Source organism: Sphaerospermopsis sp. LEGE 00249 (genome assembly GCF_014299995.1).
GTDB classification, from domain to species: domain Bacteria; phylum Cyanobacteriota; class Cyanobacteriia; order Cyanobacteriales; family Nostocaceae; genus Sphaerospermopsis; species Sphaerospermopsis kisseleviana.
Map to the genome: position 1 here is coordinate 1 of NZ_JACJUZ010000010.1, position 14617 is coordinate 14617.

At 39.8% G+C, this 14617-nt stretch carries 14 protein-coding genes and 1 pseudogene; 7 read left to right on the forward strand and 8 right to left on the reverse strand.

The genetic code is table 11. The annotated features are described in order from the left end of the window. Positions 1-92: 92 nt before the first annotated feature. The gene (locus H5968_RS05405) at positions 93-359 is read left to right on the forward strand and encodes a hypothetical protein (RefSeq protein ID WP_255427054.1); all 267 of its coding nucleotides are present in this window, start codon (positions 93-95) and stop codon (positions 357-359) included. 75 nt (positions 360-434) lie between these two features. Here the strand turns inward: H5968_RS05405 and H5968_RS05410 are convergent, their stop codons facing one another. The 8 genes and pseudogenes from H5968_RS05410 to H5968_RS05445 all read right to left on the reverse strand — a co-directional run. Further along, a complete protein-coding gene (locus H5968_RS05410; RefSeq protein ID WP_255427055.1) occupies positions 435-569 on the reverse strand; it encodes a hypothetical protein in 135 nt (44 codons plus the stop codon). Positions 570-686: 117 nt separating this feature from the next. Then, positions 687-1583, reverse strand: a complete 897-nt coding sequence (locus H5968_RS05415; RefSeq protein WP_370569747.1) for a bile acid:sodium symporter family protein — start codon at positions 1581-1583, stop codon at positions 687-689. A 109-nt stretch (positions 1584-1692) separates the two neighbouring features. Then, positions 1693-4032: an arylsulfatase gene (locus H5968_RS05420; protein ID WP_187039100.1), complete on the reverse strand. Its 2340-nt coding sequence runs from the start codon at positions 4030-4032 to the stop codon at positions 1693-1695. Between the two features lie 127 nt (positions 4033-4159). Next, a complete protein-coding gene (locus H5968_RS05425; protein WP_187039101.1) occupies positions 4160-5137 on the reverse strand; it encodes a formylglycine-generating enzyme family protein in 978 nt (325 codons plus the stop codon). 11 nt (positions 5138-5148) lie between these two features. After that, on the reverse strand, positions 5149-5307 hold the full coding sequence (locus H5968_RS05430; RefSeq protein ID WP_187039102.1) for a hypothetical protein: 159 nt from the start codon (positions 5305-5307) through the stop codon (positions 5149-5151). Between the two features lie 27 nt (positions 5308-5334). Then, a complete protein-coding gene (locus H5968_RS05435; RefSeq protein WP_187039103.1) occupies positions 5335-6294 on the reverse strand; it encodes a sulfurtransferase in 960 nt (319 codons plus the stop codon). A gap of 93 nt (positions 6295-6387) precedes the next feature. Further along, a complete protein-coding gene (locus H5968_RS05440; RefSeq protein WP_187039104.1) occupies positions 6388-7059 on the reverse strand; it encodes a glutathione S-transferase family protein in 672 nt (223 codons plus the stop codon). 712 nt (positions 7060-7771) lie between these two features. Beyond that, a pseudogene (locus tag H5968_RS05445) lies at positions 7772-8098 on the reverse strand (ATP-dependent RecD-like DNA helicase); the annotation flags it as partial. 677 nt (positions 8099-8775) lie between these two features. Here H5968_RS05445 and H5968_RS05450 point away from each other — a divergent pair. The 6 genes from H5968_RS05450 (at position 8776) to H5968_RS05475 (ending at position 14591) form a co-directional block, all read left to right on the forward strand. After that, the gene (locus H5968_RS05450; protein ID WP_187039105.1) at positions 8776-10449 is read left to right on the forward strand and encodes a serine/threonine-protein kinase; all 1674 of its coding nucleotides are present in this window, start codon (positions 8776-8778) and stop codon (positions 10447-10449) included. Positions 10450-10674: 225 nt separating this feature from the next. Beyond that, the gene (locus H5968_RS05455) at positions 10675-11520 is read left to right on the forward strand and encodes a Pvc16 family protein (RefSeq protein ID WP_187039106.1); all 846 of its coding nucleotides are present in this window, start codon (positions 10675-10677) and stop codon (positions 11518-11520) included. Positions 11521-11552: 32 nt separating this feature from the next. Further along, positions 11553-13214 (forward strand): phage tail sheath C-terminal domain-containing protein, encoded by a 1662-nt coding sequence (locus H5968_RS05460; RefSeq protein ID WP_187039107.1) that lies wholly within the window; start codon positions 11553-11555, stop codon positions 13212-13214. A 57-nt stretch (positions 13215-13271) separates the two neighbouring features. Further along, a complete protein-coding gene (locus H5968_RS05465) occupies positions 13272-13727 on the forward strand; it encodes a phage tail protein (RefSeq protein WP_096564874.1) in 456 nt (151 codons plus the stop codon). 32 nt (positions 13728-13759) lie between these two features. Continuing rightward, complete coding sequence (locus tag H5968_RS05470) at positions 13760-14251, forward strand: phage tail protein (RefSeq protein WP_187039108.1); 492 nt, start codon at positions 13760-13762, stop codon at positions 14249-14251. Between the two features lie 10 nt (positions 14252-14261). Continuing rightward, on the forward strand, positions 14262-14591 hold the full coding sequence (locus H5968_RS05475; RefSeq protein ID WP_137667031.1) for a hypothetical protein: 330 nt from the start codon (positions 14262-14264) through the stop codon (positions 14589-14591). Positions 14592-14617: the final 26 nt, after the last annotated feature.

The following is a 14617-nucleotide window of genomic DNA, read 5'->3' on the forward strand; positions in this document are numbered from 1 at the left end:
TAACACGAATAACTTTCTTCCTTAACATGATCTCGACCTCAATACTATAATCATAGCATACCACGAGGAGATTTGTGGAGGTTTTACCAGAAATGTTTAGGTATATAGCCTACAGTCCCAACCCCAGATTTAGTGGCCGTACCCGTAGTCAATTCATCACCATTATGAATAATCTCAAATTGAGTTATCCCCAAAAGATGAATGCAGCAGTACCGGCAAATGAATACTGTGGTGATTTCATTCTCCAAGATAGCTTAAATCAGTCCACAACTTTAGCAAAAGCAGAACAAGAACAAATAGAACTAACCGTTATGGCAAATACAGAAATATACAATGATTACTTTGCTATGTATATATAGCGGCAGGTGAAAATGGAATTGGTGAAATGCTTTCCCATAATTTTTGCTTTCCAATAGCTAAAGTAGTTGAAAAAGCTACCGCATATCATTAAAAACTATCTTCGATCCAGCAGCAGTAAAAGCAGTGCGATCGCCAAGTTGAGCATAACCAAAAACGGTCATTCCTGCTGCACATCCTGCTTGTACACCCGGTACAGATTCTTCTATCAAGGGTTTGGTGCGTTATGCTGTCGCTAACACACCCTACATATCTTTTCATAAATCAAATATTAGTCCTATAGTTTGGTTATTACAAATACTATTGCTATTACAATTATTTTCATGTCATCACGAAACTTCCAACTGCTCTATTTCCGCACTCTGTCCTTGATCTAATTCTGGTAAATTTTTACCCAAAATTACAACTGAAACCATCATTAATAAACTCGTTACCATAATCACACTGATCACATTTGGATCATCAAAATTGCTTGTACCTATTAACAAAGCAGCAGCAAAATTGCGTTGTGCAGTTCCTACTCCTAAAACTCTTTGAGTATCAATACCAGGTCCTCCCAATAAATAACCTACAGTAAAAGAAAATACAATAAAAATAGCACAAACAAAGATTACACCATTTGTCAATAAAACAATAATTTCCCCAAAGTGAACTATCAACCTCACTCCTAAACCTAAAAGCAATCCAAAACTAGATAATTTGGCGGTAATTGCTTGTAAGCTAAGGGATATATTTTCAGATTTGGACTTAATTAATAACCCAATTCCTAACGGTATTATCATCATCAATATTAAAGGTTTAGCAATATCCCAAGAGTTGACTTGTACACCTTGCAAAACCAAAGGTAATACAATCGGCATATAAAAAACAGTACCTAACATTAACATCATCATCAACCCTGTAGAAAAAGCTAAATTCCCCTTCACTATTTGGGCAAGTTTAGGTAAAGCTGGCGGACCTGAAGCCAATGCCATAATGATCAAACCATCTTTCACAGGTTCATTAACAGGTATTACTAGCAGCAGTAAATAGACAAAAACTGGCACTAAAACAAAATTTGTTAGTAGCGATAAAACAACCAATCTGATATTAAGAAGAGGTTGCCAAATCTGTTGTACAGTTAACTTTAAACCTGTACCAAACATAGTAGCAACAACAAATGCGAGGAATGCGATTTTGTCAAGGATGGGGATAATTTGGTGCATAGATTTCTTATTTCGCGCCAAGTCGCAGAGAAGCAAAGACGCAAAGAAGAAAACAAGAAGTGAGCATGATTTTTAAAATATACTCTCAATCTTGCTCTCCGCGCCTCTGCGCCTCTGCGTGAGACAACAATTACTTCAAATTCAAAGTAAGTTTCTGTAAATTACCTGTGAATGCAAATGGTACTTGATAGGTTTCCACAATAGGAGTACCTGTATCTTGACCGACATCAAAAGTTTCATTTAATGCCAAACGGTAGGGTAAAGTTTTTTCAATTCTACCCTCAGCTACCTGTTGATCATTAATGAATAACTTGCCAATTCCACCTGCACCAACTCCACCACCGTCATAATCAAAATTAAATTTAATTGTTGATTTACCAGGTGCTAATTTTGCAGGAGATTGAATAGTGTACCGTTCGGAATTAGCAAAGTTGTAAACGTAGGTTGGTTTACTATCTTCTAGGAAAAATCCCCAACCCGCAAAACGTCCACCTTGAGTTAATAACACACCTTCTGCACCATTTTCAGGAATGTCTACATCAACAGTAATACTAAAGGATCTATTTTTTAAACTTGGGGCGCTACCTTCAGGAATGCTAACTCCACCAGAATAGTAAGTAAAAGTTGTGCGTCCTGCGGCAGGGGAAGGACGACTTTTGACATCAAATCTTTCAGAAACGCGATCATCTAATGGTAAAACTTTGTGTTTACGAGCTTCTGATAAAAACAACTTTTGCAGTTTTTCTAATTTCTCTGGATTTTCAGATGCTAGGTTATTAGCTTCGCTAAAATCTTTCTCAATGTTGTATAGTTCCCAAGGATCTTTCTCGAAGTCTGCATTAATTGTACCCTGCCAAGGTAATCGGGGATGACGCGCCGCAGCTATCCATCCATCATCATAAATCGCCCGGTTGCCAAACATCTCAAAATACTGGGTTTCATGTTTAGAATCAGCTTCAGGATCATCAAAAGTGTAAACTAAGCTAGTACCTTCGATTTTCTGTTGTTTTACCCCGTTAACTTGAGTAGGTGCAGTAATTCCCGCAGCTTCAAAAATAGTTGGCGTAATATCAATAACATGATGAAATTGGCTACGAAGTCCGCCTTGATCTTTGATGCGATCGCCCCATGCAATAATCAAGGGGTTACGAGTGCCACCAAAATGAGACGCTATTTGTTTTGTCCATTGAAATGGTGTTGTACCAGCCCAAGCCCAAGCTGCATGATAATGATTGAATGTTTTAGGACTACCTAAATCATCCAAAGAAGCTAATAATTGTTCTCGACTTTCAGGTACTTTATTGAAAACTTTTAATTCATTGACGCTACCTGCTAAACCACCTTCGGCACTAGCACCATTATCACCAACGATGTAGAAAACTAAGGTGTTGTCTAATTCACCAATTTGGTCAATGGCATCAATTAATCTTCCCACTTCATAGTCCGTATGTGCCAAAAATCCGGCAAATACTTCCATTTCATGGGCATAGATTTTTTGATCCTCTGGAGATAAGGAATCCCATGCTGGCAATTCTACCGGACGGGGGGTAAGTTCGGCATTAGCAGGAATTACACCCAGTTGTTTTTGACGAGCAAAGGTTTCTTCTCGTAATTTATCCCAGCCTTGGTCAAATTTTCCCTTGTACTTGTCTATCCAGGCTTTGGGAGCGTGATGAGGTGCATGGGTAGCACCGGTAGCCAAATAGGTAAAAAAGGGCTTGTCAGGGGCTATAGACTGTTGAGAATGAATCCAGTTAATGGCATGATCTACTAAATCTGGAGTCAAATGATAATCAGGGTTATTGGTTGGTGGTGCAACTCGCTTAGTATTTTCTACCAAAGCCGGACTCCATTGGTTAGTATCACCACCCAAAAAACCATAAAAATACTCAAATCCTAATCCCGTCGGCCAGCGGTCAAAGGGTCCAGCCGCACTGGTTTCATAATCTGGTGTGTTGTGCCATTTACCGAAAGCAGCAGTATTATAACCGTTCTGCCGTAATACTTCCGCTACAGTAGCCGCACTCTTGGGTAAAATTGTTGTGTAACCGGGAAAACCAGATGCTAACTCTGCAACTACACCTGTACCGACTGAATGATGGTTGCGTCCAGTTAATAAAGCTGCTCTGGTGGGTGAACAAAGGGCTGTAGTGTGGAATTGGTTGTAACGTAATCCTTTTTCAGCTAAACGAGTTAAATTCGGGGTATCTACGAGTCCACCAAATGTACTCGCTTGCCCAAAACCCACATCATCCAATAATACTAATAATACATTCGGGGCTTTTTCCGGGGCTTTAATGGGTGCGGGAAAATCTGGTTTTGAATCTTTGTAAGTTAAGCCAATTTCACCATCAAAAGACGGTGGACGTACTGGTAAAACCTTTGATGTCGCAGCTAAGGCGGGGCTTGTTACCATCAACAATGTGATGAGAAAAGATAGAGACAGCACCCGCAAAATTGAATGTAACATACAATATCCTTGTATAATAAATCTGCAACTTTGCGTCTTTGCGTCTTTGCGTGAGGCTTAATCTTTTAACGAACCACGAAGGACACAAAGGACACGAAGATTAAGAATGTTAGAGAGAGATTTTGCGTTAGTCTTGTAAATTCTTCACCAAACGAAACCCGATATGGGTTGTTCCCGTATCAGTAGATTCTGATTCCCGTGCGGCTGGACGATAACGGCTACAATAGTTTGGCGCACATAGGTAAGAACCACCTTTGATGACATGAAGGTCAGTTTCTGTAGGTTTTTTAGGGTCAAAACTTTGGTTAACAGATCCCCGACTTCTTTGAGAAGTGGGGGATCTATCGTTGAATAAGTCGGAAGTCCATTCCCACACATTGCCGGTCATGTCGTACAGTCCATAACCATTGGCTGGGAAAGAACCTACTTTTGCTGTTCCTACATAACCATCAGTTTTAGTATTGAAAAAGGGGAAGATTCCCTGCCAGGTGTTGGCTTTTTTCACTGAATATTGATTCCCCCAGGTATAAGTTGCTCCATCCAACCCACCGCGAGCAGCATATTCCCACTGTGCTTCTGTTGGTAATGATTTTCCTGACCATTGGGCGTAGGCTACAGCGTCTTGATATGCAATATGAACAACTGGGTAGTTTTCTTTGCCTACAATAGTGCTATCACTACCAAAGGGATGCTGCCAATTAGCACTGGGTGTCCAATGCCACCAACTGAGAATTTGAACTTCCTTCACACCTTGTTTTGGCATTTGAAAGACCATTGATCCTGGTAATCTCTGCTCATCTAGTAAGTCGGGAAACTGTTCTTTTGATAAAGGTCGTTCTGCAACTGTTACATAGTTGGTGGCTTTGACAAATTCAGCGAACTGAGCATTTGTCACTTCGTATTTATCTATGCAAAATGATGTAACTGTGACATTTTCTGCTGTTTGCTCTTCCACAAAACCAGAATCATCTGCTCCCATTTTGAATGTACCTCCAGAAATCATTACCATTCCTGGAGGACAGGGGTTAACGGCAAATGCTGGTGAATTAGTAAATAGCGATATCAGTGCAACTACTTGAATGAGTAGCAATATTAAAAACCGCATTTTACGTTTTATTAAGCTCCTGAGCGATCGCTTGTAGAATCACTGGGAGGTTCTTCTTTACCACTTCTGCAACTGACCAAGTTATCTTGATTGAGATTATTGGCAGTCAATACATATACTGGAATCAAGATGAAAATTGCAGCAGTAATTAACAAAATTGCATATCTCATGGATTTATTTTTCACCTCTTCTCTTTTCTAAGTTAGTTTCTCCTCTCCAGTAGCCACTGGTAAATCTTTGTGAGTGCTATATTCTGTCCAAGAACCTTCATAAATTCTAACTTTGGGATAATTAAGTAGATGCTTTAAAACCACATATTGTAATGTAGCTTCTCGTCCTGTACTACAAGAAACAATAATGTCATTTTCAGGAGTAATCTTTTTATCTGCCAGAATTTTTTTAATTTCATCTAATGACTTTAATTTGTGAGGATTTTTAGCATCTGTAAATGTTACCCAAGGAATATTCCGCGCACCAGGAATATGTCCATTGCGTATCCAAATATTTTCCTCACCCCGGAACAATTTTTCTGGTCTAGGATCAATAAAAACAACTCCTGATTTACCAATCAGTTTTTTCACATCACTTAAATTCACACGCACTGAAGGGTTATCTTTAACTGTGAATTTACCGACTGAGTATTTAGGAAATTCTTTTGTGACAGCTTGATCGGTTTTATAACCAGCATAACCACCATCTAATACAGCAATATCTTTCAATCCAGAACGTTCTAGTAAATAAGCAACCATTGTTGCACCTAAAACATCTCTACCATCTGAATATACAAGAACACGACTATTATTTGTTACACCAGAATTAGCAAATATTTCTCCTAATTTTTGATTTTCCCAATATTGTACCGGTAATCCTTCTTTTGGACCCCTAAAAGCTGTATCAGCAATGTTGACAGCATTAGGAAGATGTCCTTCTATATAGTCGAGAGGAAAATTACGTACATCTAAAATTCTAAGGTTAGGATCTTTGGCGTTTTCAGCTACCCAATTTGGCGAAACAAACTGAATATTGGCGCGAGAATTAGCTGATAATACTGGCAAAGGTAATAAGGGAATACTTACTAAAAATGCAAAAAACACTGTCACCAGAGCAAATAACTTAGGTTTTTTCAAATTCTTTAAAGAAAAACTTTTAACCATCATTTTCACCTTTATTTCTATTTCATCAAAATCTTCATTACTTAGTGAAATTACTTTAATTAACAGGAATGTTAAAGTAATCTCAAAAACCGCATTCTACGCAGTTGTTACCGTTAAACCAAGAATTTTAGCGAATCTTTCTACATAAAATTCTGTAGGATTAGCAACTTGTTGAATAGATTCCCGTTGACGTAAATTCTCCCACCATTCCTGTAATTTATATGTTTCTGTGGGCAATGTAAAATTACGGAATTTTTCTAAAACTGGTAATCTTTCAAACCAAGGATAGAAGCTGATATCAACTAAACTCAAATGTTCGCCTAAGAAGTAGGAACCATTACCAGAAAGTTTACCTAATCCTTCTTCTTCAATATACAAAAGAGACTCTAAAAACTCTCTCTTTCCCTGTTCTTGTTCTTGGGTATCTTTACCACGCAGGAATTTATTAAAAGCTGGAACTAAACGGGTATTAGCGTAATCTATCCAAATTCTTGCAACTGCTTTTTGAGCAGGATCATGAGGTAACAAAGCTGGTTCGGGAAATACTTCTTCTAAATATTCATTGATAATTGCGGATTCATATATTTCGACATCACCATGTTTGATGGCTGGAACTTTTCCATAGCGAGAAACTTGGGTAAAAGCTTCTGGTTTATTCTGTAAGTCAATTTCAATCGGTGTAAAATCAATTCCTTTTTCCAGCAACACTACACGGGTTCTTTGGGAAAAAGTAGAGGCTTTAGCAAAATACAGTTGTAATGTACTCATTTAGTCCTTTCCTTGATTGGGATTTGTTTGATTTTTTAGTTAATTAGGGCTTGCTCATAGCAGAGCGTGGCGTAAGCCATAAAAGTATTCTCGTATAGACAGGTAAAAGACAAGAGTTTGGGCTATCTGTTGGCAACAAATTTTTCCCTATTTCACGCTCACTATTTTCAATTTTGCTACTCCTATCTTGAACAACCTTGCACCTCATTGTTCTATTTTTCGCCTCAATCCTTTGATTTATCGTTTTACATTTATTCCACATCCCCTAATTACAAAAATTGCAATTTGAATGACAGTCAAAGATAGAAGTGAAATTGCTTCACTTCTACGAGTTATATTCTTTTGACTGGCAAAATACCAGAGGTCAACATTAACTACGGTTTGTTGGTCAATTTTTAGTAGTATTCTAAGAGTATTTCATAGTTTTTACTAAAAAACAAGTCTTTTAGCAAACATTTTTCTCAAAATGTAGAGCCAAAATGCCCAACAATCTAACACTTGTCCATACCTTGCTTTTCTTCAGTACCGCGTTCATTGCCGGGTCGTTTAGCGAACTTCCATCTGTTAAGTTAATGTCTCATACCAATACTTTTCGATTAATAAAGCTTTAACAAGTAATTATATCTTTGCAGCTAATTAATGAATAAATTAAATACATTTAATCAATAAAAGGACATGACAATATATCTTGTGGAAATATCCCAAGAAGAACGCCATACTGCACATTTATCCCTTGTTCAACTGTGTCGATCGCAGTGATAATGCCCAAATCACCATTAAATACTTCCCGTTGATAATCATTAGTCTGCTGAATCACCCTGTCACCTACCTGCAATGTCATCCCACCTCTGGTAATCTCTACCTTGTCGGGACTTTTAGGGTTAATTAATTCCTGCAAGACATTATTGAGGTTGCGAGTACCCACTAACTCCCGTGTCATGGGACAAAGCACTGGTACATCTGTAGCTGGGTTAAACCCTAACCGGGGAATCAAATCTGTAATTAATTCACAAATTGTCTGTATACCGTGTTCTGGTTGAAACTGAACTTTAGACTAAAAACACAAAATGACTCAGGGAAGCTGAGTTGAAAAAAAGCAAAGTTCTTACAGGCATCCCTTGATTTTTTTGCGGTCCCTTTCACTAACGATCGCTCTCTTTTAGTCTAAATTTCAGTAATGATATAAGCTGAAATTAAAATAAGTGAAACTTAATTATAAGAAAATAGGCTAAAAACCCTTAAGGCTTCGCTGTGAGCATCAGCCGATAGCGTAGCGTGGCATTAGCCATATAGTTAAGTTTTGGATCTGGGTGGCAAAACTTGACCTTCCTTCAGGCAAGGGACGACAGTTGCTTCACTCAGGGAAACCCTTTCGGCAGTTCCTTCTGGGGGAAACCCCCAAGACCGGACTGCCTCACCAACGCACTGCCTCACGAAAGCCATTTGAAGCGTTTACGCTTCAGTAACTTGTGATATAATCGTTATCACGTCAGACAGTATGTTTGTAAAATTGTAATAACCCAAGTTGCTAGTTATGCCTTTAAAGGCTGAAAAATGGGAACTGTCAGCAGATATAGGAAGAAAAATCCTAGATGATACTATCGAAATTGATTGTTATCCTGAATCCTATTCCTAACTATCAACTTGGGTTAATAATAATTATTGTTTTTGCAGAAAGTTAAAACCTGAAATTAAATTTAGGATGGCTGCCATCAGATGAATTCCCCATCTTTTTCAAATTATTGGAATGGGCGCTTTATAGGTGATAACCAGCGATACCGGATCGATAAACCTCTAGCTGTCGGTGGTATGGGAGAGGTATTATTGGCCACGGATACCCGTGTAGGTCAACAGGTAGTATTGAAGTTACTCAAAGATACGCTAGTAGCATCCCAAGAGATGAAAAAGCGTTTTGAACGGGAAATAGCCGTGTGTGCAGCTTTGCAAAGTGACCACATTGTTAAGATTAGTGATTGTGGGGTAACTCCAGAAGGATATCCCTTTTATATAATGGAGTATTTGCGCGGTCAAACATTACGACAATTGCTACTGCGGGAAAAGCGATTGTCTGAAGAAAGAACCGTCAGTATTATTTCGCAAGTGTGTCAGGCTTTACAGATGGCACATCAAGGAGTAACTCTACAAAAAGATGGTAGCAATGAACATATTCAGGTGATCCATCGTGACCTGAAGCCGGATAATATCTTTCTCATCCCTACAGATTTGGGAGAGTGGGTGAAGATATTAGATTTTGGTGTAGCGAAAATCCGTAATGATTCTTCTGAACAGAGCAATTTAACTACTACTTTTATCGGCACATTTCGTTATGCCGCACCTGAACAGATTCAAAACAAGCAAAATTTAGATGCCAGGGCTGATATTTACAGTTTGGGCATTATCTTGTATGAAATGTTAAGTGCAGCAGATCCCTTTGGTTTCAGCACTAAAGGTAATAATATCAGTGAAGCTTCCTGGGTTGTTGCTCATACTTATGAACTACCAAAACCTTTGCGTGAACAACTTGGATGTGAAAACATATCTGCCGAAATGGAAACTGCAGTCATTAAATGTCTGCAAAAAGATCCGAATAATCGCTTTGCATCAGTAGGTGAACTAAATCAGGCGTTGCAAGAGGTTATTAAACCCACCCTTGGTACCGCTAGTACCATAAATGAAACTATTGTTCAGCCTCAACCTGATTTTCATCAGGAAACTGTCTCTAAACCCTTGCAAACATTTTATACAAGCGCATCTGAAGATGAGACTATTCTACTGATCCCACAATTGCCAAATCAACAGTCAAATAACGAAACAGTACCCCGTCCCCTACAACCAAATCAACCACAACCACCAGAAGGGGGTATGTTCCAAGATCGTCCTTCACCCTATGCAAACAACAATAACGAAACAGTACCCCGTCCCCTACAACCAAATCAACCACAACCACCAGAAGGGGGTATGTTCCAAGATCGTCCTTCACCCTATGCAAACAACAATAACGAAACAGTACCCCGTCCCCTACAACCAAATCAACCACAACCACCAGAAGGGACTATTGTCCAACCCCAACCGTCATCAGAACCAAAGAATCATCAAAATCCAGCAAATAGGCCAATCAACAATGAACAAGCCAGCAACTTAGATAATACCTTGTATCAGCCACGACCTGTAGTTTCTCCAAGTCGTAACAATATACCAGATAACACAATCTTTCAACCAAAGCCAGAACAGTTAGTTAGCCCCAGAAGTTCCCACAGTTTTGGGCAAAATATTTGGATTGGATTAGGAATTGTATTAGCTTGTTTGACAGGAATACTGATATTTTTCTTGTTCTCAAATTCTGGTTCTCAAGATTTACCTGGTGAACCTAACTCAACTCAAAGTAATTAATATAACCTAAATTACTAGTTAGGAATAGGGGTCAGGAGTCAGGGAACACTAAGAAGGCAAGAGACAAGAGTTGATTTTTTCCAATTACCCATTACCCATTACCAGCCTCAACAGATGTGATCCGTGGAACTCATCAAAAAATTATCGACAAAAGTCTAATTACCTTTCCAAGACTCATCCAGATATTCTAGAAACATCTGGATTAGCTACCAGGCAAACACTTTAATGCTTATCTTTGTTGTACAAACATTAGCAGAAATTCTAGCTGGAGGAACATCACTTACCAGTACGGAGCAAATTGACTTTAGTCATCCTAGCCATCGTCGGGAAGAGGGTGCAGGTTCGACTCTCAATTTGTATGTTTACGACTTACGTGAGAGTAAACAAATACAGCATTCTGGTAGACAAGTGGAACGCAAACTCACCAACGCTCTGCAACCTGCCACGATCAACTGGTCTCCTATTTGGTTTGATGTCTCTATATTATTAACAGCTTGGGATAGAACTGCTTTAGGTGAACATCACTTGTTAAGTGAAGCTTTGAATGTACTGTTGCGTCATCGCCCTCTGCAAGAGGATTTTTTAGTTCCAGAATTGCGGGGTTATGGCAATTTGACCATGACAGTTGCGCTTGATCCACCGATTGAGGTTGGCTCTTTATGGAGCGCACTCAATGTACCCTTGCGTGCTGGTTTGTATGTGACGGTGACAGTACCCTGGGAGCCACAGTCGATGCCTGTACCATTGGTTTCGGAAAGAATTTTCAATTTACAAAACCAATTTTATGGCAATGGCAATGGTAACGGCTCTGTTGCTACTAAACGGGTAGCGATCGCTGGCATGGTGAAAAGTGCGGTAGCTAATCAGCCTTTGGTGGATGCCAAAGTTGCTGTCGTCAAAACTGAAAAATCTGTATTGACAAATCAAGAAGGAATTTTCTTTTTTGAAGATTTACGTATAGGTAATTATGTTTTGACAGTCAATTGTCCTGGCTATTTACCGCAGAATGTTAATGTCTTGGTCGATAGCCAAAATTATACCTTCAAAGAAATCTTACTAACTCCTGAATAAATTTGGGTGTTTACCGATTAGGAGATGCTTTTATGGCCAGACTTGATTACTTTGCTCCCGGTGTCTATATTGAAGAAATTGACCGTGGGAGCAGACCAATTGAAGGTGTGAGTACGGCGATCGCTGGTTTTGTCGGGTTTACAGAAGATGTGCGTGATGGGGCTGAATTATTTAAGCCCATGTTAATTACTAATTGGACGCAATATCTTAACTATTTTGCTCGTCCTAATTCTGATGGTTTCACTGATTTTAACGCCTACTTACCTTTTGCTGTTTATGGCTACTTTATGAATGGTGGTGGTCGTTGCTGGGTAACAAGCATTGGTACTCAGTTACCAGGCGCACCTAAACCCTCAAGCCCAGAACCAGCCATTCTCACAATTACTGGTAGAGGTAATCGTCCAACACTCCGCTTTGCTTTGCGCCCTGAACAAGCAGCCAGCGGAGCAGTCAATATTTTAATTACCGATGGTGGTCCTCGTCCTTTACCAGAAGGGACAGAAGGGGAAGCCCCACCCAATACTGGCGAGTATTTTTCTGTGCAGATTCGCCGGGGTGATGAAGTTCTGGAACAATACGAGAACTTAACCATGAACCGGGAGGCCGCAGCTCAGGTAGCCACCTATGCAGTGGCGGCTTTAAGAAATTCTATGTATATTCAGGTGCAAGATGTGTCTCAAGCTGGACAGCCTTTATCGCGCCGTCCGGCCAATGGACAATATGAACTAGCACCACCGATTGTAGCTGTTCCCGTCGATAGATTTTCCAGCGATTTAGAAGGTATACGTGATGATCGTACAGGAGTAAGGGGGATTTTTGAAATAGATGAAATCACTATGTTGGCCTGTCCTGATTTAATGCGGGCATATCAAGCGCAAGTGCTAAATTTGGATCAAGTACACGGCATCATGGAATTGATGATTAGTATGTGCGAAGGTTCAGCCAGTGGTGATATTCCTAACCCACCCAACCGCATGGTTTTGATTGATCCGCCTTCAGATGCAGTCAAACCGCAACAGGTAGTGGAATGGTTGAATAGATTTAACCGCCGTTCCATGTTTGCTGCACTTTATTATCCTTGGATCAAAGTTGCCAACCCACGCGATCGCGGTAATCCGATTCTTGTACCTCCCTGTGGACATATCATGGGAGTTTGGGCGCGGACTGATGAAACCAGAGGTGTTTATAAAGCTCCTGCCAATGAAGTACCTAGAGGCGTAATCGGTTTAGGTTATGAGACCAACTTCCGCGAACAGGAATTATTAAACCCCTTGGGTATTAACTGTATTCGCACCTTCCCCAATCGTGGTATCCGCGTCTGGGGTGCGAGAACCTTGGTTGAGCCGGATAAAACCGAATGGCGTTATATCAGTGTACGACGATTGATTAGTTATATCGAAAAATCCATTGAATTAGGTACTCAGTGGGTAGTCTTTGAACCCAACGATGAAGATTTGTGGGCGCGTGTTAGACGTACTGTAAGTAACTTTTTAGAACGGATTTGGCGGGAAGGTGCTTTGTTTGGAGCTTCACCACAACAAGCATTTTATGTCAAGTGTGACGAGGAACTCAACCCACCAGAAACCAGAATGTTAGGTCGTCTATATATTGAGGTCGGTGTTTGTCCTGTCAGACCTGCTGAATTTGTCATTTTCCGCGTCAGTCAGTGGAATGGAATCGCAGATGAAGAGTAGCAGAAAATCCATCTTGAAGGTTTTTATATCACTTATTGCACAGGAGGTTAAATCATTATGCCAGGGGAATTTTTAACGGCTTGCAAGTTTTACTTCGAGGCTGACGGAATTACTGATAAATTCATCAAAGAAATTAGTGGACTAGGTGTTGAAAGTACACCAGCGCAAGATATCCACGGCTCATCTAAGTCTGGTAAGATCATGCGGCAGGCAACACCCACAGTAGTAAAATTTACTAATATTACATTGAAGGTAATTGCCACTGATGATATAGACTTGTATCAATGGTATCAGAAATGTAACGAAGATATGGGAGATCCCAGACAGTGGGCGCAAAACCGGAAAACTGGCTCAGTAGTTGCCTATGATCAGCAAGGCAGTGAAAAAGCTCGTTGGAACATAGTTAACTGTTATCCCTGTAAATACACAGGTCCCACCTTAACTGCATCTGGTGGAGATATGGCCAATGAAACTATTGAGTTAGTTCACGAAGGCGTTAAACGGGTCAAATAATGGTCAAATAATAAATTTAGCAACAATCAAAAGTGTCACAAACAGCAGGTCAAGTTCCAGAAATTCTGACAGCCCATCGGTTCTACTTAGGTCTAACATTAGACGGTCAACAAGATAATGTTGATGGTTTCTTTTTAGAGTGTCAAGGCTTTAAAAGAACTCAAGATGCCGTTGAAATTGCTGAAGTTACCCCCAATAAATGGGGTGCATCAGATAAAGGTCAAGTTGTCAGAACCAAAATTCCTGGTAATGTCAAAAGTGGGAATATCACTCTCAAAAGAGGAATGACCAATTCTCTAGCTATCTGGAAGTGGTTTGAAGCCGTTCAAGAAGGCAAATGGGCTGATCAACGTAAAAATGCTTCTTTGACTATCTATAACCAATCTGGCAAAGAACAAGCAAGATTTGAATTAGCTGGTGCTTGGCCTGCCAGTTATAAAATAGCCGATGTTAATGCCCGCAGTGGTGAGATAGAAATTGAAGAAATTGAAGTTGCCTATGAAGAATTTAAGCGCGTAAAATAATAGGCAAAATATGTTTGCAACAGAGTTTGAATTTACACTGCCTAAAGGGTATCTAGACTCGGAAGGCAATCTGCACCGTAAGGGTATAATGCGATTATCAACGGCTATAGATGAGATAGCGCCTTTACGTGACCCCCGTGTCAAAGCTAACCCAGCCTATGCCACAATTATGATCTTGTCTCGTGTGATAACTCAATTGGGTGCTATATCTGAAGTTAGTCCTGCTATGGTAGAAAACTTTTTTGCCCAAGATTTAAATTACCTGCAAGACTTTTATCGTCATATCAATGGTTTGAACGGTGAAACTTCCTTACCACAGGAGAAAGGAACTTCCCCATAACCACTGCTGTATAATTAAATCTATGT